The following is a 19,404-nucleotide window of genomic DNA, read 5'->3' on the forward strand; positions in this document are numbered from 1 at the left end:
ACACGACAATGAAAACCAAGACCCGCTCACTGGACCGTATCGACCTCAAGATCCTGCGCTGTCTGCAGGAGAACGCCCGCATCTCCTACGTCGACCTGGCCGCCCAGGTAGGCCTTTCCACCACGCCTTGCCTGGAACGCGTCAAGCGGCTCGAAAAGTCCGGCGTCATTCGCGGCTACAAGGCCGTGCTCGATCCGCGCTCGCTCAAGGCCAATCTGCTGGTGTTCGTCGAGATCAGCCTGGAGACCCAGTCGCCGGCGGTGTTCGACGAGTTCCGTCGCGCAGTCTCCCGTCTGCCCCAGATCCAGGAGTGTCATCTGGTGTCGGGGCAGTTCGATTACATACTCAAGTGCCGAATTCCCGAAATGGCCGCCTACCGTCAATTGCTCGGCGACGTGGTGTTGACCCTTCCCGGGGTCAAGGAGTCGAAGAGCTACGTGGTGATGGAGGAGGTCAAGGAGGAGTTCTCGCTCTACGTTCCCGACATCGAGGAGCTCGAAGGCAAGTAATGGCCATGAACGACGAGGCGCTGCTGCGCTACAGCCGGCAGATCATGCTGGACGCGATCGACATCGAGGGGCAGGAGCGCCTGCTGGCCTCGCGGGTATTGGTGGTAGGCGCCGGTGGGCTGGGCTCGCCGGTAGCGCTCTACCTGGCCGCTGCCGGCGTTGGCCACCTGATCCTGGCCGATGCCGACGCAGTTGAGCTTTCCAATCTGCAGCGACAGATCGCTCACGGCATGGCCGATCTCCAGCGTAACAAGGCGTGCTCCGCACGCGACTCGGCGCTGGCGCTCAATCCGGGTTGCGACATTCGTGTGATCGAGGCGCATCTCGACGAGGCTGCGCTCGATGCGGTGGTGGCCGACGTCGACCTGGTGCTCGACTGTACCGACCGTTTCTCCAGCCGCTACGCCATCAACGCCGCCTGCCGCCGAGCCGGTGTGCCGCTGGTGTCGGGAGCGGCGATCCGTTTCTCGGGGCAGCTCGCCGTATTCGATCCGCGCGATCCGGCTGCCCCCTGCTACGCCTGCCTCTACCCGCCGGGAGAGGGCGGCGACGAAGAGCTGCGCTGTGCCGAGAATGGCGTCGTGGCGCCGCTGGTGGGACTGATCGGCTGCTTTCAGGCGCTGGAGGCGGTCAAGCTGCTCAGCGGCGCCGGCAGCCCGCACCGCGGGCTCTCCACCTTCGACGGCATGACGGGGCAGTGGCGTCACTTCCAGGTTCCGCGAGATCCCGCCTGTCCAGTCTGTGCCGGCACCGAGAAGAGTGGGTGATGGTTATTATTTGACAGGTTTTGCGTGACGCGAAACCGTAGGGTTACGTGACGTCACGACTTTTGTTTCTTAATTTATTGATTTAAAATATTTTTTCTGAAATTCGAGGCTCACCCAAGAGAATCGTCCGGAAAATATCGTTGTTGGATACTTGACACTCCCCGTTGGTATGATGCCAGACTAAAGCAACCACAAGCTGGATCGCTCCAGGATTCGTTGCATGGCCGATGCCGCACAGTTTGCAAGCCCCGCCTCCTACTACCGAGACTCGGTGGCGGTACGTCTCGACCGGGCGTGCCCACCGCAGCGCGGGCACCAGCGCGTCGACGTCTGTGTGGTTGGCGGTGGCATCACCGGCTGTTCCGCGGCGCTGCACCTGGCCGAGCGCGGCTACTCGGTGGCTCTGCTCGAAGCCCATGAGATCGGATTCGGCGCTTCCGGGCGCAGCGGCGGCCAGATCCTGCCCGGCCTGGGAACCGATATCGCCACCGTGGAGCAGGCGCTGGGCCGTGAGCGGGCCCGCCAGGTGTGGGAGATGAGCCGCGAGGCCGTACGTCTGACGGCGGAGCTGATCGAGCGCCATGCGATTCCCTGCGATCTTGCCTGGGGCTACCTGCATGCTGCGGTGAAGCCGCGTCACGTTCGCGAGTTGCGTCAGTTTCAGGAGCGCATGGCGCGTGACTATGGCTATGAGGCGCTGGCCTGGCTCGAAGGCGAGGCGCTGCGTGAGCGGGTGGTCACCGACGCCTACCCCGGCGCGCTGTTCGATAGCGAAGGCGGGCATCTGCACCCCCTCAACTATACCCTGGGCCTGGCACGTGCCGCCCAGCAGGCCGGGGTGGCGATCCACGAGCATAGCCCGGCCCTGGACGTGCGCCGCGGCCAGCCGGCCACCGTGGTGACCGAGCGCGGCGAGATAACCGCCGACTTCGTGGTGGTGGGGGCCAACGCCTACCTGGGCCGGCTGCTGCCGGAGCTGGACGGCCACATCATGCGTGCGGCCAACTACATCGTTGCTACCGAACCGCTGGGCGAGGCGCGGGCCAGCCAGGTGCTGCCGTACAACGATGCCATTTCCGACGCCAACTTCGTGCTCGACTACTATCGCCTGTCGGCCGATAAGCGACTGATCTATGGTGGAGAGGTCAGCTACGATGGACGCGAGCCGCGTGGCCTGCAGCGGCGCATGGATGCCAAGATCGCGCGGCTGTTCCCGCTGCTCGAGGGCGTGCGCATCGACTACCGCTGGGGTGGGGACGTGGCCATCACGCTCAATCGGGCACCGGACTTCGGCCGACTCGGCGCCAACGTCTACTATGCCCAGGGCTACTCGGGGCACGGCATGGCGCTGGCCGGGCTGGCTGGAAAGCTCCTGGCCGAAGCCATTGCCGGTCAGAGCGAGCGCTTCGACCTCTTTGCCGCCATGCCACACCGTCGCTTCCCGGGGGGCGAGCGTCTGCGCACGCCGCTGTTGGTGCTGGCGACCACATTCTACAAACTGCGTGACCGACTATAACGACGACAGGTTCGGCAAGAGCCGCAACGAGGTTCCCATGAAAGACCTGGAAAGCTGGCTGAAGGAACGACGCATCACCGAGGTGGAGTGTCTGGTCAGCGACATCACCGGCATCGCCCGTGGCAAGATCACCCCCGTGTCGAAGTTCATGGCCGAGAAGGGCATGCGTCTGCCTGAAAGCGTGCTGCTGCAGACCGTCACCGGCGATTACGTCGAGGACGAACTCTACTACTCGCTGCTCGACCCGGCCGATATCGACATGCTGTGTCGGCCCGACAGTTCGGCGGTCTACCCGGTGCCCTGGGCGCTGGAGCCCACCGCCCAGGTGATCCACGACTGCTACGACAAGATGGGCAACCCCATCGAGCTCTCCTGTCGCAATCAGCTCAAGAAGGTGCTGGCGCTGTACGCGGAGCAGGGCTGGAAGCCGGTGGTGGCGCCGGAGATGGAGTTCTATCTGACCAAGCGCTGCGAGGATCCCGACCTGCCGCTGCTGCCGCCCATCGGTCGCAGTGGGCGCCAGGAGACCGGCCGACAGTCGTTCTCCATCGATGCCGCCAACGAGTTCGATCCGCTGTTCGAGGACATGTACGACTGGTGCGAGATCCAGGGGCTCGACATCGATACCCTGATCCATGAAGAGGGTACCGCCCAGATGGAGATCAACTTCCGTCACGGCGACCCCTTGATGCTGGCCGATCAGGTATTCGTGTTCAAGCGCACCCTGCGCGAGGCCGCGCTCAAGCACGACGTGGTGGCGACCTTCATGGCCAAGCCGATCACCAACGAGCCCGGCAGTGCCATGCACATTCATCAGAGCGTGCTGGATGCGACCACCGGCAAGAGCGTGTTCGCCAACGAGGACGGCTCGATGAGCCAGCTGTTCCTGCACCATATCGGCGGCATGCAGCGCTTCATCCCCGAGGCGTTGCCGCTGATGGCGCCCAACGTCAACTCCTTCCGTCGCTTCCTGCCCGATACCTCGGCGCCGGTCAACGTGGAGTGGGGCGAGGAGAATCGCACCTGCGGCCTGCGCGTTCCCGATTCGTCGCCGCAGAACCGGCGCATCGAGAATCGTCTGCCGGGGGCCGACGCCAACGCTTATCTGGCCATCGCGGCCAGCCTGCTGTGCGGCTATCTGGGCATGGTACAGCAGCTCAACCCTTCTGCACCGGTGCAGGGGCGGGCGTTCGAGCGACGCAACCTGCGGCTGCCGTTCACCCTGGAGCAGGCATTGGAGCGCATGGAGAACTGCAGCGAGCTCGAGCAGTACCTGGGCCATCGTTTCGTCACCGGCTACGTGGCGGTCAAGCGGGTGGAGAACGAGAATTTCAAGAAGGTGATCAGTTCGTGGGAGAGGGAGTTTCTGCTGCTGAGCGTCTAGGTTTTGTACGAAAAGTCGGCGAGCGATGGCCAGACAAGGCAAAAATCGGCGAAAAGACGGAGTTTACGGGGTGTAAATGAGTACTTTGAGCCGATTTTTAACGCCGTATGGGCGAGCGCAGACAGTTTTCGTACAGAGCCTAATGGAGTAGGAAGAATGCCCGGCGGATGACATGGTCGGGCTCACGGAAACAGTGCAGACAAAACAATGCAAACACGAGGTGCCATCATGTCCTGTCAACGCAAGCTGTCCCTGGCCGTCGCGCTGGGTTCTCTGGCCATGGCCGCTGCTGCCGTCCAGGCCAACGAGGTGCGGGTCTACAACTGGTCGGATTACATCGCCCCGGACACCCTGGAGAAGTTCACCGAAGCCACCGGCATCCGGGTGATCTATGACGTCTACGACAGCAACGAGGTCCTCGACGCGGCGATGCTCGCGGGCCGTTCCGGCTATGACGTGGTGGTACCCTCCAACCATTACCTGACCCGCCAGATCAGCGCCGGCGTGTACCAGGAACTCGATCACGACAAGCTGCCCAACATGGCCAACCTCAACCCGGAGTTGCTGGACGACCTGGAGTTCATCGATCCCGGCAGCCGCTACTCCATTCCCTACATGTGGGGCACCAACGGCATCGGCTACAACGTCGAGCGGGTCACCGAAATTCTCGGCGACGATGCGCCGCTCGACTCCTGGGCGCTGATCTTCGACCCCGAGATCACCACGGCGCTGCGCCAGGGCGGCTGCGGTATCTCGATGCTCGATTCCGGCGACGAGATGCTTTCGCCGGCCATGGCCTACCTGGGGCTCTCTCCGCTCTCCGAAGAGACGGCCGACCTCGAGGCGGCCGGCGATCTGATTGCGGCCGTGCGCGACAACATCACCTACTTCCACTCCTCGCGCTACATCTCCGACCTTGCCAACGGTGACATCTGCGTGGCGGCCGGCTACTCCGGCGACATCTTCCAGGCCGCCGACCGCGCCGAGGAGGCCGGGCGCGACTTCACCATCGACTACATCATTCCCAAGGAGGGCGCGGCGCTGTGGTTCGACATGATGGCGATTCCCGCCGATGCGCCGAACCCCGACAACGCTCATGCCTTCATCAATTTCATTCTCGAGCCCGAGATCGCGGCCGCGATCACCGAGTACGTGGTCTACGCCAACCCCAACATCGCCGCCAACGAGTATCTCGATCCCGACATCCTCAACGATCCGGCCATCTACCCGGACCAGGAGGTGATGGACAACCTCTACGTGGCCGAGGAGAAGCCGCTGGCCGTGCAGCGGGTACGCACCCGCGTATGGAACCGGGTCAAGTCCGGCATGTGAGGCTTCATGCCGGCCCATGCGGGCCGGCTGGTTCTGGTCTGGCTAGAGGAGGCGCTGCGATGCCGCAGACCCAGACACACGTTTCGGAGCCTGTGCGGCGAGCCACCGAAGGAGCGGTCGAAAGCGCTGCCGCACCCGGCAAGCCGCGACCGGTAAGGGAAGAGGGGCTGATGGAGATCCGTCGCGTCAGCAAGCGCTTCGACGGCGTGCTGGCGGTGGATGACGTCAGCCTGTCGATCCGCCGCGGCGAGATCTTCGCGCTACTGGGCGGTTCGGGCTCGGGCAAGTCGACGCTGCTGCGCATGCTGGCCGGTTTCGAGAAGCCCAGCGAAGGGCAGATCGTGCTCGACGGCGAGGACATCACCACCATGCCGCCCTATGAGCGGCCGATCAACATGATGTTCCAGTCCTATGCACTGTTCCCGCACATGACGGTGGCACAGAACATCGCCTTCGGTCTCAAGCAGGACCGGCTGCCTCGCCGCGAGATCGAGGAGCGGGTGGCCGAGATGCTCAAGCTGGTGCACATGGAAGCCTATGCCCGGCGCAAGCCGCATCAGCTCTCGGGTGGCCAGCGCCAGCGGGTGGCGCTGGCGCGTTCGCTGGCCAAGCGGCCCAAGCTGTTGTTGCTCGACGAGCCCATGGGGGCGCTCGACAAGAAGTTGCGCACCGAGATGCAGCTCGAGGTGGTGCAGATCCTGGAGCGGGTCGGCGTGACCTGCATCATGGTCACCCACGACCAGGAGGAGGCCATGACCATGGCCGACCGGGTGGCGATCATGTCGGATGGCTGGATCGCCCAGGTAGGCACTCCCATGGACGTCTACGAGAGCCCGGCCAACCGCATGGTGGCGGAGTTCGTCGGTTCGGTGAACCTGTTCGAGGGCGACATCGTGGTCGATGAGGTCGATCACTGCGTGATCGAGAGCCCGGCGCTGAGCCGCCCGATCCGTATCGGCCATGGGGTCAGCACCCAGGCCGACGAGCGTCGGGTATGGGTCGCGCTGCGTCCGGAGAAGACCGGCCTCACCCGCGAACGGCCGCAGGGCGACAGCAACTGGGAGGCCGGGGTGGTCGAGGACATTGCCTACCTGGGCGGCCTGTCGGTCTACTTCGTGCGTCTCGAGAGCGGTCAGCTGGTCAAGGCCAGCATGGCCAATACCGAACGTCGCGGCGACAGGCCGCGCTGGGACGAGTCGGTCTTCGTGCACTGGGACGAGCATAGTGCCGTCATCCTGCACGACTGAGCCATCGCCGGAGCCAGGGGAAAACTCATGACCAACCGTATCGCTCGCCTGCGACGGTGGCTCAAGCCCGGTCGCGGCTGGGTCATCGCCGTGCCGCTGCTGTGGCTAACGCTGTTCTTTCTGCTGCCGTTCGGCATCGTGCTCAAGATCAGCCTCTCCGAGGCGGCCATTGCGGTGCCGCCGTTCAGCCCCATTTTCGACTATGCCCACGAGACGCTGAACGTCGTCGTCACCTTCAGCAACTACCTCTTCCTGGCCACCGATACGCTCTACGTGGCGGCCTACTGGGGCTCGGTCAAGATCGCGCTGCTGGCCACCGTACTGTGCCTACTGCTCGGCTACCCCATGGCCTATGCCATGGCCCGGGCACCGGTCCATTGGCAGCTGGTGCTGCTGCTGCTGGTGATGCTGCCCTCCTGGACCTCGTTTCTGATCCGCGTCTACGCCTGGATGGGCATCCTCAGCAACAATGGCCTGATCAACAACTTGCTGATCTGGGCGGGGCTGATCGACTCGCCAATTCGCATGCTCAACACCAACTTCGCGGTGATATTGGGCATCGTCTATGCCTACCTGCCGTTCATGGTGCTGCCGCTCTATGCCAATCTCACCCGGCTCGACGGCTCGCTGCTGGAGGCGGCTTCCGATCTCGGCTCGCGCAAGATCAATACCTTCCTTAAGGTGACCCTGCCGCTGTCCAAGGGCGGCATCATCGCCGGCTCGATGCTGGTGTTCATACCGGCGGTGGGGGAGTACGTGATACCGGAGCTGCTGGGCGGGCCCAATACGGTGATGATCGGCAAGGTATTGTGGGAGGAGTTCTTCCACAACCGCGACTGGCCGGTGGCCTCGGCGCTGGCGATGGTGATGCTGGCGATCCTGATCGTGCCCATCGCCCTGTTCCATCGCTATCAGTCCCGTGAGCTTCAGGAGTGATGACCATGCGCAAGCCATCCTTCACTACCGTGATGCTGATCGTCGGGCTGCTGTTCCTCTATCTGCCGATGGTGGTGCTGGTCATCTACTCGTTCAACGCGTCACGCCTGGTGACGGTGTGGGCGGGGTTCTCGACCCGCTGGTACCTGGAGCTGTTTCGCGACCAGCAGATCCTCTCGGCGGTATGGACCAGCCTGCGCATCGCCTTCTTCTCGGCTTCCATGGCGGTGTGCCTGGGTACCCTGGCCGCCTTCGTGATGGTGCGTTTCACCCGCTTTCGCGGCAAGACGGCACTGTCCAGCATGGTCACCGCGCCGCTGGTGATGCCCGAGGTGATCACCGGGCTGTCACTGCTGCTGCTGTTCGTGCACATGGCGCAGACCATCGGCTGGCCGGCGGACCGCGGCATGGTCACCATCTGGATCGCCCACACCACCTTCTGTAGCGCCTATGTGGCGGTGGTGGTGGCGTCGCGCCTGCGCGAGCTGGATCTCTCCATCGAGGAGGCCGCCATGGATCTCGGTTCGCGGCCGGTGCGCACCTTCTTCCAGATCACGCTGCCGATGATCGCGCCGGCCGTGGCGGCGGGGTGGCTGCTGGCCTTCACCCTGTCGCTGGACGATCTGGTGATCGCCAGCTTCGTCTCAGGCCCCGGCGCCACCACGCTGCCGATGGTGGTGTTCTCCTCGGTGCGCCTCGGCGTCTCGCCGAAGATCAACGCCCTGGCCACGCTGATCATCCTGGCGGTGTCGCTGGCCACCTTCCTTGCCTGGTACATGATGCGGCGCAGTGAGGCCAAGCGCAGGCAGGCCATGCTCCAGGATATGACCGCGGGTCGATAACCTTTTCGTTGAGTGTGAGGTAGCTATGTCGAGCAGTGCCAACGCCGAGCACGTGGCGTCCTACTATGCCGCCACGGCCAACCCTTCGCCCGAGCGCCCCGCCCTCGAAGGCGACATCGAGTGCGAGGTGTGCGTGGTGGGGGCCGGCTTCACCGGGATCTCGTCGGCGTTGCATCTTGCCGAGCAGGGGCATGACGTGGTGGTGCTCGAAGCCGCCCGGGTCGGTTTCGGCGCCTCGGGGCGCAACGGCGGTCAGATCGTCAACAGCTACAGCCGCGACATGGACGTGATCGAGGCCAAGTACGGTACCGAGACCGCCCGCGCCCTGGGCGACATGGCCTTCGAGGGCAACCGCATCATCCGCGAGCGCATCCGCCAGTACGCCATCGCCTGCGATCTCAAGAACGGCAATCTGTTCGCCGCCTGCAACCGCAAGCAGCTCGAGGGGCTGCGCGAGCACAAGGCGCTGTGGGAGCGATTCGGCAACCACGAGCTCGAGCTGCTGGAGGGCGAGGCCTACAAGCGCGAGATCGGCAGCGAGCGCTACACCGGTGCCCTGGTGGACCACTCCGGCGGCCACCTGCACCCGCTCAACCTGGTGCTGGGTCAGGCGGCCGCCTTCGAGTCGCTGGGCGGCGTCATTCACGAACGGACTCCGGTCAGCGGGGTGCGTCACGGCGAGACGGTGACGCTGACCACCCCGCGTGGCAGCGTACGCGCCCGGCGCGTGGTGATGGCCGGTAATGCCTACCTGCAAGGGGTGCTGCCGGAACTGGAGAGCAAGTCGATGCCCTGCGGCACTCAGATCGTCACCACCGAGCCGTTGCCGCAAGCGCTGCGCCGCGAGCTGATTCCCAACGACATGGCGGTGGAAGACTGCAACTATCTGCTCGACTACTACCGCTTCACCGCCGACGGGCGCCTGCTCTACGGCGGCGGGGTCAACTACGGCGGTCAGGATCCGGCAGACATCGCCGCGGTGATCCGACCCAAGATGCTCAAGACCTTTCCCCAGCTTGCCGAAGTGCGCATCGACTTCGCCTGGAGCGGCAATTTCCTGATGACGCTGAATCGCCTGCCCCAGTTCGGCCGGCTCAACGACAACGTCTACTACGCGCAGGGCTACTCGGGCCACGGGGTGACCTGTTCGCACCTGGCGGGTCGGCTGATCGCCGAGGTGATGCGCGGCGAGAGCGCGCGCTTCGATGCCTTCGCCGGCCTGCCTCACTTGCCGTTTCCCGGCGGGCGGCTGCTGCGGGTACCGCTCTCGGCGCTGGGCGCCTGGTACTACGCCACGCGGGACCGGCTCGGCTGGTGAGTGTCGCCAAGGGCTGACACCGGGACAAAAAAAGTGAAAGCCGCTGCGCTACGCTTATTGCCTTGCCTCGACGCCGTATACTGAAGGTATCCCACGGGCGGCATGGAGTCGCCGCCCTGCGTCTCTCCTCCACATCGTATCGAGCCGAGCCTTGTCAGCCCGGGGCGCGTGGCGTCCTGCAGGAGGAGTCTCATGAATAAATCGATCGTGATCGGAACCACGCTGAGCGTGCTCGGTCTGGGTGGTCTGGCCTTGGGCGCGTGGCAAGTGCAGCAGGACCAGGAGCCGCAGGAGCGCGGCCCCCAGTTTGCCGAGGTCGTGGCGGTACAGCCGGTAACGCGCAGCGTCGAGACGCCCCGCGAGGTATGCGAGGACGTGGTAGTGCACCAGCAGGCGCAGGCGCCCAGCCGCGATCCGCATCGCATCGCCGGCACCGCGGCGGGAGCCGTGGTGGGCGGCCTGCTGGGCAATCAGGTCGGCGGTGGCAGCGGCAAGACCCTGGCCACCGTGGCAGGGGCGGTCGGCGGAGGCTACGCCGGACGCGAGATCCAGGGCCGTATCGAGGCCAACCAGACCCAGACCTATACCACCACGCAGCGTCAATGCCATACCGTCATGGACAGCTCCGAGGAGACCGTCGGTTACGACGTGACCTGGCGTCACGGTGAACTGACCGAGGTCTCGCGGCTGGATCACCGGCCCCAGGGCAACCGCGTGCTGCTCGACGAGGGGCAGCCGCGCTGGGACCTGCCGCTGGCCAGTGCGGATGGTTGATACCTTCCCTTCGTGATCTTTCCCGTCATGCATGCCCCGGCCCCGGCCGGGGCGTCGTTTGGCGGCTTGCTGCCTCTCTCGGTCAGGCCTGCTGCGTTAAACGTGACGCAGGTACCAGGCATACTCCAACTGGCTCACCGCCTGCATGGCCTGTTCGCGCTCGGCCCGACGATTGGCCAGGAAGACGTGGACGAAGTCGGCGCCCAGGGCGGCCTTGAGCGGTTCGCTCGCCTCGAGCAGATCGAGAGCCTGCTGCCAGCTGTTGGTCAGCGTGGGCTCGAACTGTTCGTAGGCGTTGCCTTCGACCGGGGCGGGCGGCGTCAGCTGACGGTCGATGCCGTAGTCGATGCCGGCCAGCAGTACCGCCAGCAGCAGGTAGGGGTTGACGTCGGCGCCGGCGACGCGATGCTCGATGCGCCTGGCGTCGTTGCAGCCAGAGGGGATGCGCAGGGCCACCGAGCGGTTGTCGAAGCCCCAGGTAGGGGTCATGGGCACGTAGAGCCCCGGCTGGAAACGGCGGAACGAGTTGAGGTTGGGTGCGCAGATCGCCATGCAGGCCGGCATCAGTTCGAGCAGCCCCGCGACGGCCCGGTGCAGCGTTTCGCTGCCCAGCGGGTCGCCGTTTTCGGCGGCGAAGACGTTGCGCCCGGAGTCATCCAGCAGGCTGAGATGCACATGGGTGCCGTTGCCGGCCTCGAGGCCGTAGGGCTTGGCCATGAAGGTGGCTTCGAAGCCGTGATTGAGCGCCACGCCCTTGATCAATCGCTTGAGCAGCACGGCGCTGTCGCAGGCCTTGAGCGCATCGTCGCAGTGACCGAGGGTGATCTCGAACTGACCCGGTGCACATTCCTTGAGCGTGGTGTCCAGCGGCAGGCCCTGGCATTCGGCGGCCCGGCGCACGTCGTCGAGAAAGTCGGCGTACTCGTCGAGTTCCCCGATGGAGTAGAGCTGGCTCTGGGTGGCGCGTTCGCCGCTGCGGGGCGAGCGTGGCGGCTGGATCCGGCCCTCGGCGGTGCGCTCCCTGTCCAGTAGGTAGAACTCCATCTCGACCGCTGCCACCGGTACCAGACCGCGCTCGCTCAGCCGCTCCAGCTGGCGTGACAGCACCTGGCGCGGGTCGGCGAAAAAGGGGCTCTCGTCGCGCTCGACCATGGTCATCAGCAGCTGCGCCTGGCGCCCGCCGCGCAGCCACGGGGTCGGCATCAGCGTGCCTGTCACCGGTCGACAGACCCGATCGCTGTCGCCGATGGCAAGACCCAGGCCGGTGGCCTCGATGGTATGGCCGTTGATGTCCAGGGCGAACACCGAGGCCGGCAGGTTGATGCCCTGATGGTACACCTTGTCCAGGTTCTCACGGGGAATGCGCTTGCCGCGCATCACGCCGTTGAGGTCACTGATCAGCAGATCGATGCTGTCGATGTCGGGATGACGGTCAAGGAACTCGCGGGCCTGATCTGCACTTGGCGACGGCATGGCAGCACCTGTTGTGTGTTGAGATGTCCGGTTTCGCTCTATCTTTCGATGCCGTGTCGTTGTTGTCAAATCCTTTACGCTAGTGTTCGGGCCAGGATAGCGGTCGTTGGCTTGTTGGCTAGGTTTTCCTTGGGTTTATTCCGAGGATTTTGCCGTTGGGGTGGATTTTTTCTCTGGCTTGGTGGAAAGTTTAATCAACACTCGTCGCTTTTTCATCGTCTGATTTGAGGAGGCTGTCATGCCGAGCCGTCCCTTGGTGGGGGTCATCGCCTGTCGTCGCGAAGTCGAAGGGCATCCCGCTCATGTGGTGACCGACAAGTATCTGAGCGCTCTGCGCGCCTACGGCATGGCGCCGGTGGTGCTGCCGGTGTGGCAGGACGCCGCCGACGGCGATCTGCTCGGCCACTTGGATGGCCTGCTGCTCACCGGCAGCTACTCCAACGTCGAGCCTGCGCGTTATGGCGCCGAGCGGGCACCGGAAAACACGCATGACGACCCGCATCGCGACGCCGCTGCGCTGGCCTGGATACCCGCTGCCGTGACGCGGGGCCTGCCGCTGCTGGGTATCTGTCGCGGCTTCCAGGAGCTCAACGTGGCCTATGGCGGCACGCTGCATCAGGCGGTGCAGAACGTGCCCGGCCTTGCCGATCACCGCGAGCCGGAAGCCGACTACGCCACTCGCTACGCACCGGCCCACGATATCGAGATCGTGCCCGGCGGCCGCCTGGCAGCACTGCATCCCGAGCCCCACGCGCGGGTCAATTCGCTGCATCAGCAGGGCATCGACCGGCTGGGCGGCGGGCTTGCCGTGGAGGCCCGTGCACCGGACGGCCTGATCGAAGCAGTGTCGGTGGCCGCGGTGCCGGGGTTTGCCCTGGCCGTGCAGTGGCACCCCGAATGGCAGCCGCGGGAGCACCCGCTCTACGACGCCCTGTTCAAGGGTTTCGCCGCCGCCTGCCGCGAGCACTGCGGCGAGCGCTCACTGGCCTTGACGAGTTGATCGGGGGAGCCATGCATACCGAGACCTACCGCCAGTTGGATCGGGAGCACCACCTGCACCCCTTCACCGACTTCAAGGCGCTGGGCGAGGAGGGCAGCCGTATCGTCACCCACGCCGAGGGCGTCTACATCCATGACAGCGAGGGCAACCGCATCCTCGACGCCATGGCCGGGCTGTGGTGCGTCAACCTGGGCTACGGCCGCGAGGAGCTGGTCGAGGCGGCCACTGCGCAGCTGCGAGAACTGCCTTACTACAACAACTTCTTCAAGAGTACCCATCCGCCGGCGGTAAAGCTGGCCGAGATGCTGTGCCGGCTGGCGCCGGCGCACATGAACCGGGTGTTCTTCACCGGCTCGGGCTCCGAGGCCAACGACACGGTACTGCGCATGGTGCGCCGCTACTGGGCCCTGGAAGGCAAGCCCGACAAGCAATGGATCCTCGCCCGCGAGAATGCCTACCACGGTTCCACCGTGGCCGGCCTGAGCCTTGGCGGCATGGCGCCGATGCATGCCCAGGGCGGTCCTCTGGTACCCAAGATCGCCCATGTGCGGCAGCCCTATTGGTTTGGTGAGGGAAGGTTTGCAGAAGGACGGGTTGGAGAAGGGCGCGATACCAGCCCGGAAGCGTTCGGCCGCGAGTGCGCTGCAGCCCTGGAGGCGAAGATTCTGGAGCTCGGCGAGGAGAACGTCGCCGCCTTCATCGCCGAGCCGGTGCAGGGCGCGGGTGGCGCCATCATCCCGCCGCAAAGCTACTGGCCGGCCGTCAAGGAGGTGCTGGCCAGGTACGACATCCTGCTGGTAGTGGACGAGGTGATCTGCGGCTTTGGCCGGCTGGGGGAATGGTTCGGCAGCGTTCACTACGATTTGAAACCCGATCTGATGCCCATCGCCAAGGGGCTCTCGTCCGGCTACCTGCCGATCGGCGGCGTGCTGGTGGGCGACCGCGTCGCCGAGACCCTGATCGAGCGCGGCGGCGAGTTCTTCCACGGTTTCACCTATTCGGGGCATCCGGTGTGCGCTGCCGTGGCGCTGAAGAATCTCGAGCTGATGCAGGCCGAGGGCATCGTCGAGCGGGTGCGTGATGACGTGGGACCCTATCTCGCCGAGCGCTGGGCCACCCTGGCCGATCACCCCCTGGTGGGCGAGGTGCGCTCGCTGGGGTTGATCGGGGCACTGGAGCTGATCGACCCCGACACCGGCGAGCGCTTCGACAAAGCGCGGTTCCCCAAGGGCTTTGGTGTCGGCACCCTGTGTCGCGACATCTGCTTCGATCATGGCCTGGTGATGCGCTCGGTGGGTGATACGATGATAATTTCGCCGCCGCTGGTCATTTCCCGCGCCGAGATCGATGAGCTGGTCCGCCTGGCCTGGGAGGCGCTGGACGAGACCGCGAGGCGACTGGCCGCACGCGAACAGGCGGATGGTCCAGCCATCATGATCCAGCCATCAATAGAGGAGTCCCGATCGTGAGCCGTACGCCAACCCCTCGCACCCTTGCCGACTGGCAGGCCCGGGCCGCCGAGCTTTCGTTCGAATCGCGCGCCTTCATCGACGACAGCTTCGTCGCTGCCGAAAGCGGCGCCACCTTCGAGTCGCGCAATCCGGCCACCGGCGAGATCCTGGCCCAGGTGGCCAGCTGCGACGAGCCCGATGCCGCGCGTGCCGTGGCGGTGGCACGCCGGGCCTTCGCCGACGGCGCCTGGTCGCGCCTGGCGCCGGGCAAGCGCAAGAAGACCCTGCTGCGCCTGGCCGATCTGATGGAGGCCAACAAGCACGAGCTGGCGCTGATCGACACCCTCGACATGGGCAAGCCCATCTCGAGTTCGCTAGGCGACATGGCGGGCGCCATCGCCTGCATTCGCTACCAGGCCGAGTGCATCGACAAGCTCTACGGCGAGGTGGCGCCCACCGGCGAGGAGACCCTGGCGCTGGTGCTGCGTGAGCCCATCGGCGTGGTGGCGGCCATCGTACCCTGGAACTTCCCGCTCATGATGACCGCCTGGAAGATCGCCCCGGCGCTGGCCGCCGGCAACAGCGTGATCCTCAAGCCCTCGGAGAAGTCGCCGCTCTCCGCGCTGCGCCTGGCCCAGCTGGCCCAGGAGGCAGGCATCCCGCGCGGGGTGTTCCAGGTGCTGCCGGGCTTCGGCCACACCGTGGGCAAGGCACTCGCGCTCTCCATGGAGGTCGACTGCCTGGCGTTCACCGGCTCCACCGCGGTGGGCAAGCAGCTGATGCAGTACGCCGGGCAGTCCAACCTCAAGCGGGTCTACCTGGAGTGCGGCGGCAAGTCGCCCAATCTAGTCTTCGCCGACTGCAAGGACCTCGACACGGTGGCCAGCCACGCCGCCGCGGCGATCTTCCACAATCAGGGCGAAGTGTGCATCGCCGGCTCCCGACTGCTGGTGGAGAACACGATTCGCGACGACTTCGTCGAGCGGGTACTCAAGGCCGCCGAGAACATGCAGCCGGGCGATCCGCTGGACCCGGACAGCTTCATGGGCGCCATCGTCGACGAGGCCCAGCATCGTCGCATCCTCGACTACATCCGCCAGGGCGTGGAAGAGGGCGCGCGGCTGCGCACTGGCGGTAAGACCATCGACGGCCCGGGGCTGTTCATCCCGCCCACGGTGTTCGACGGCGTCACGCCGCAGATGGCCATCGGCCGCGAGGAGATCTTCGGTCCGGTGCTGGCGGTGTTCGGCTTCGACACGGAAGAGGAGGCGGTGGCCATGGCCAACGACACCCCCTACGGCCTGGCGGCGGGACTGTGGAGCCAGGACATCGACCGCATCATGCGCGTGACGCGGCGGCTGCAGTCGGGGCAGGTATTCGTCAACAACTGGGCGGGTGGCGACCAGACCATGCCCTTTGGCGGGGTCAAGCAGTCGGGCAACGGGCGCGACAAGTCGCATCACAGCCTGGAGGAGTACTCCGAGCTCAAGAGCGTATGGATGTCGCTGCAACCAAGTTGATCCTGTCAGAAATCGGCAGGGGATGAGCCGGCGGCCGTGGCAGGTATACTGGCGCCACGACCGCCTGCTGGAGACTCCCCTTGATCGATCTTGCCACGCTGCTGGCCACGCTTCCCCTTGGCTACGCCATGGCGCTCACGGCGCTGCTGGCGTTCCTGCTCGCCTTCGGCCTGGCCGGCTGGCTCGCTGCGCGACGGCAGCGTGCCGAGGCGGCGCGGCACGAAGCCGCCTTGGCTGACTTGCGCGTGCGTCTGGCCGAGCGTGAGAAGCAGCTCGATGACGCAAAGGCTAGGCTAGGCGAGGCGCAGGTAAGCGAGGCCCGACTGGCCACCACGCTGGAGCAGAAGCAGCAGCACTTCGAGGCCCAGTTGGCGCTGTTGCGCGACAGCCGCGAGCAACTGCGCCAGGAGTTCGAGAACCTGGCCAATGAGATCCTCGAGCGCAAGGGGCGCGCCTTCTCCGAGCTTTCCCAGCAGCGCATCAGCGGCCTGCTGCAACCAATCCAGGCCGAGATGAAGGGCTTTCGCGAGAAGGTCGAGACGATTCATCGCCACGATACCGAGCAGCGCGCCGGGCTGCGCGCGGAACTGCGCCACCTGCAGGCGCTCAATCGCGAGATCACCGATCAGGCCGAGCGCCTGACCCAGGCGCTGCAGGGGCAGAAGAAGGTGCAGGGCAACTGGGGCGAGCTGATGCTGGAGAACGTGCTGGAGGGTTCCGGCCTGCGCCCCGGCAAGGATTACCAGCGCGAGGTGAGCTTCGCCACGGCGGAGGGTCGCCGTCGCCCCGATGCGGTGGTCTACCTGCCTCAGGGGCGCCACCTGGTGATCGACGCCAAGACCTCGCTTGCCGCCTATGTGCGCTACGTCAACGCCGAGGACGAGGGGGAGAGAGGGCAGGCCCTGGCCGCCCATGCCTCGGCGGTGGGCGAGCGTATCGCCGAGCTGGCCGACAAGCACTATTACGACCTGCCGGGCCTCAATTCGCCGGATGTGGTGATCATGTTCATCCCGGTGGAGTCGGCCTACGTCGAGGCGCTCAAGCACGACGAGACCCTCTACCAGCGCGCCATCGAGCACAACGTGCTGGTGGCCACGCCCACCACGCTGCTCACCAGCCTCAACGTGGTGCGTCAGCTGTGGCGCTTCGAGGACCAGAGCCGCCACAGCGCCGAGCTGGCCAATCGTGCCGAGCGGTTCTACAACAAGCTGCGGCTGTTCCTCGAGAGCATGCAGGAGGTGCAGGCAAAGCTCGACGGCGCGCGCGACAGCTACGACCGCGCCATGGGACAACTGGTCAACGGGCGCGGCAACCTGATCAAGCAGGCCGCCGAGTTCCAGGAGCTGGGAGTGGCGGTGAAGAAGGAGCTGCCCGCCGAGCTGGTCGAGCGGGCCGGCCTCGAGCTCGAGACTGCGCGCCCCCGCCAGGCGCTGCCGGACGGGGGCGGACGAGGCTAGGTTCTCCCAGCCGAGTGGGGGCCTAGAAGTTGGCCCACTCCGGCTGGCGCTCCGCGGTGGCAAGCTGCAGCTGACGCATGATGGGCCGGGGCGCCGTAAGCATCTCGCCGTACGGCACGCTTTGGCCATCGGCGCGAGCAGTGCTCGGCAGTTGGAAGGCGGCCATGGCGTTCATCAGCTGACGGGCATGCTGGCGCAGATTGTCGGCTGCCGTGGCGCTTTCTCCCACCAGGGTGGCGTTCTGCTGGGTGACCCTGTCCATCTCGGCCACCGCCGTACCGGCTTCCTGCACGCCGGCGCTCTGTTCGACGCTGGCCTGACTGATCTCGCGCATCAACTGGCTGACCCGCGCGATGGCCTCGACGATCTCCTCGGTGGCCTGACGTGCCTCGGCAGCCCGGGCGTTACCGCTCTTCACCCGCTCCACGTTGCTGGTGATAAGCTCGTTGATGTCGCTGGCGGCCTCGGCGCTCTTCTGGGCCAGCTTGCGCACTTCGGCGGCAACCACGGCGAAGCCGCGGCCGTGCTCGCCGGCGCGTGCCGCTTCCACCGAGGCGTTGAGCGCCAGGATATTGGTTTGAAAAGCGATGTCGTCGATGGTCGAGATGATGCTGGCGATCTCGCTTGCACTGCTATCGAGTTCGTTCATGGTGGCCGCCATCTGCTCCACCGCCATGCCCCCCTGACGTGCCTTGTGCGAGGCACTCTCCGCTTCGTGACTGGCCTGTGCGGCGTTGGCGGTGTTCTGCACCACGGTGCCGTTGAGCTCTTCCATGGCCGAGGCGGTCTGGGTCAGAGCGCTGGCCTGCTGCTGGGTGCGTGAGGCGAGGTCGGTGTTGCCCTCGGCAATCTGTTCGCTGTTGCTGGCCACGGCTTCGGCAGCGCCGCGAACCTGGATCACGATGGCCTGCAGCTGGCGCGCCATTTCCACCTGCGATGCCATGATGCTGTGGCGGTCGCCAACGCGCAGGCGTCCGGCAGTGGCCAGTTCGCCACGACCGATCGCCTCGGCGAAGGCCTTCACCTCATGGGGCTCGGCGCCGAGCTCGCGCAGTAGCTGGCGCGCCAGCAGGTAGGCGATGGTGCCGCCCGTTGCCAGAGCCGCCAGACACAAGGCCAGCATCAGCATCTGGAAGCCGGCGGCGGTGTCGCGGGCCAGCAAGGTATTGGCTGCGCTCTCGGCTTCCTGGTGATCGATGAAGTCATTGATGCGGTCGAGCCAGGCGAAAAAGGCCGGACCGGCCTCGCTCAGCAAGGCTTCCCGTGCACCGCCGACGTCGCCCTGTGCACGGCGCTCCATCACCTGGGCGGCCAGCCGCTGAGTGGTGTCGGCTTGCCGCTCGATGGCCGCCAGCAGCTCACGTTCGCGGGAAGAGGCACTGACCTGTATGGCGGCCGTCATGTCGTTGGCGGCACGCTGGTAGTCGTCGGCCAGCGCCCGGTAGTCGCGTTCGATTTCCCCCAGGGCAGTGGCCGATTCGACCAGGGTCATGTCGCGCAGCAGAATCGCGCGGTCATGCACGCTGCCGCGCCAGTCGATGGCGTGGCGCTGCTTGGCACCATTGACGTCGTGGATGGTAGTGAGGCTGCGATCGATACGGTTCACTTGCACGATACCGATGGCGGTGAGCAGGACGATCAAGGCGAGCACGGCGGAGAAACCGGCGAGCAGGCGAGTGCGAATGCCCAGGCGGGCAAGGCGGGCCGAGGATGCCTTCATGTTCTTGGTTCCCTTGTACGTGTAGTGGTAGGCCTCACAGGGAGGTCCATTGTTGTACAAGAGGCACTCTAATTATTGTACATAACTTATGCAAAATATTTTTATCCTATACAGCCAATAGCCAGCCCCACATGCGGGGATGGCGTGTATCTGACTGA

At 65.5% G+C, this 19,404-nt stretch carries 16 protein-coding genes; 14 read left to right on the forward strand and 2 right to left on the reverse strand.

Annotated features, from left to right (window positions below; all coding sequences use genetic code 11):
• The first annotated feature begins 8 nt into the window (after positions 1 to 8).
• From C4S71_RS02780 to C4S71_RS02825, 10 genes are all read left to right on the forward strand, one after another.
• Positions 9 to 509, forward strand: coding sequence for a winged helix-turn-helix transcriptional regulator (locus C4S71_RS02780; RefSeq protein WP_086509881.1), 501 nt, complete (start codon positions 9 to 11; stop codon positions 507 to 509).
• A 5-nt stretch (positions 510 to 514) separates the two neighbouring features.
• Positions 515 to 1,276 (forward strand): HesA/MoeB/ThiF family protein, encoded by a 762-nt coding sequence (locus C4S71_RS02785; RefSeq protein ID WP_086509915.1) that lies wholly within the window; start codon positions 515 to 517, stop codon positions 1,274 to 1,276.
• A gap of 220 nt (positions 1,277 to 1,496) precedes the next feature.
• Entirely contained in the window at positions 1,497 to 2,792 is a 1,296-nt protein-coding gene (locus C4S71_RS02790; RefSeq protein WP_103968142.1) for an NAD(P)/FAD-dependent oxidoreductase, read from the forward strand.
• 37 nt (positions 2,793 to 2,829) lie between these two features.
• Entirely contained in the window at positions 2,830 to 4,176 is a 1,347-nt protein-coding gene (locus tag C4S71_RS02795) for a glutamine synthetase family protein (protein WP_086509879.1), read from the forward strand.
• Between the two features lie 228 nt (positions 4,177 to 4,404).
• Positions 4,405 to 5,508, forward strand: coding sequence for a polyamine ABC transporter substrate-binding protein (locus tag C4S71_RS02800; protein WP_103968143.1), 1,104 nt, complete (start codon positions 4,405 to 4,407; stop codon positions 5,506 to 5,508).
• Positions 5,509 to 5,678: 170 nt separating this feature from the next.
• Entirely contained in the window at positions 5,679 to 6,755 is a 1,077-nt protein-coding gene (potA, locus tag C4S71_RS02805) for a polyamine ABC transporter ATP-binding protein (protein WP_103968144.1), read from the forward strand.
• Positions 6,756 to 6,782: 27 nt separating this feature from the next.
• Positions 6,783 to 7,691, forward strand: a complete 909-nt coding sequence (locus C4S71_RS02810) for an ABC transporter permease subunit (protein WP_103968145.1) — start codon at positions 6,783 to 6,785, stop codon at positions 7,689 to 7,691.
• Positions 7,691 to 8,533, forward strand: coding sequence for an ABC transporter permease subunit (locus C4S71_RS02815; RefSeq protein WP_086509875.1), 843 nt, complete (start codon positions 7,691 to 7,693; stop codon positions 8,531 to 8,533). Before C4S71_RS02810 ends, C4S71_RS02815 begins: the two co-directional genes overlap by 1 nt.
• 25 nt (positions 8,534 to 8,558) lie before the next feature.
• Positions 8,559 to 9,851 carry an NAD(P)/FAD-dependent oxidoreductase gene (locus C4S71_RS02820; RefSeq protein WP_103968146.1) on the forward strand — a complete coding sequence of 431 codons (1,293 nt, stop codon included), beginning with the start codon at positions 8,559 to 8,561 and terminating at the stop codon, positions 9,849 to 9,851.
• 192 nt (positions 9,852 to 10,043) lie between these two features.
• The gene (locus C4S71_RS02825) at positions 10,044 to 10,625 is read left to right on the forward strand and encodes a glycine zipper 2TM domain-containing protein (protein WP_086509873.1); all 582 of its coding nucleotides are present in this window, start codon (positions 10,044 to 10,046) and stop codon (positions 10,623 to 10,625) included.
• Between the two features lie 96 nt (positions 10,626 to 10,721).
• Here C4S71_RS02825 and C4S71_RS02830 read toward each other — a convergent pair whose 3' ends face one another.
• Complete coding sequence (locus C4S71_RS02830; protein ID WP_103968147.1) at positions 10,722 to 12,098, reverse strand: glutamine synthetase family protein; 1,377 nt, start codon at positions 12,096 to 12,098, stop codon at positions 10,722 to 10,724.
• Between the two features lie 238 nt (positions 12,099 to 12,336).
• Here C4S71_RS02830 and C4S71_RS02835 point away from each other — a divergent pair, with 238 nt between their 5' ends.
• The 4 genes from C4S71_RS02835 (at position 12,337) to C4S71_RS02850 (ending at position 17,526) form a co-directional block, all read left to right on the forward strand.
• Complete coding sequence (locus C4S71_RS02835; RefSeq protein ID WP_103968148.1) at positions 12,337 to 13,098, forward strand: gamma-glutamyl-gamma-aminobutyrate hydrolase family protein; 762 nt, start codon at positions 12,337 to 12,339, stop codon at positions 13,096 to 13,098.
• 11 nt (positions 13,099 to 13,109) lie between these two features.
• Complete coding sequence (locus tag C4S71_RS02840) at positions 13,110 to 14,567, forward strand: aspartate aminotransferase family protein (protein WP_103968149.1); 1,458 nt, start codon at positions 13,110 to 13,112, stop codon at positions 14,565 to 14,567.
• Positions 14,564 to 16,069, forward strand: coding sequence for an aldehyde dehydrogenase (locus tag C4S71_RS02845; RefSeq protein ID WP_422666834.1), 1,506 nt, complete (start codon positions 14,564 to 14,566; stop codon positions 16,067 to 16,069). The genes C4S71_RS02840 and C4S71_RS02845 overlap by 4 nt, the downstream gene beginning before the upstream one ends.
• Positions 16,070 to 16,149: 80 nt before the next feature.
• Positions 16,150 to 17,526 (forward strand): DNA recombination protein RmuC, encoded by a 1,377-nt coding sequence (locus tag C4S71_RS02850; protein ID WP_200825219.1) that lies wholly within the window; start codon positions 16,150 to 16,152, stop codon positions 17,524 to 17,526.
• Between the two features lie 22 nt (positions 17,527 to 17,548).
• On the opposite strand, the gene C4S71_RS02855 is transcribed toward C4S71_RS02850, so the two are convergent.
• Positions 17,549 to 19,246 carry a methyl-accepting chemotaxis protein gene (locus tag C4S71_RS02855; protein WP_103968151.1) on the reverse strand — a complete coding sequence of 566 codons (1,698 nt, stop codon included), beginning with the start codon at positions 19,244 to 19,246 and terminating at the stop codon, positions 17,549 to 17,551.
• Between the last annotated feature and the right edge of the window lie 158 nt (positions 19,247 to 19,404).

This window comes from Billgrantia desiderata (assembly GCF_900108215.1).
Taxonomy (GTDB): domain Bacteria; phylum Pseudomonadota; class Gammaproteobacteria; order Pseudomonadales; family Halomonadaceae; genus Halomonas; species Halomonas desiderata.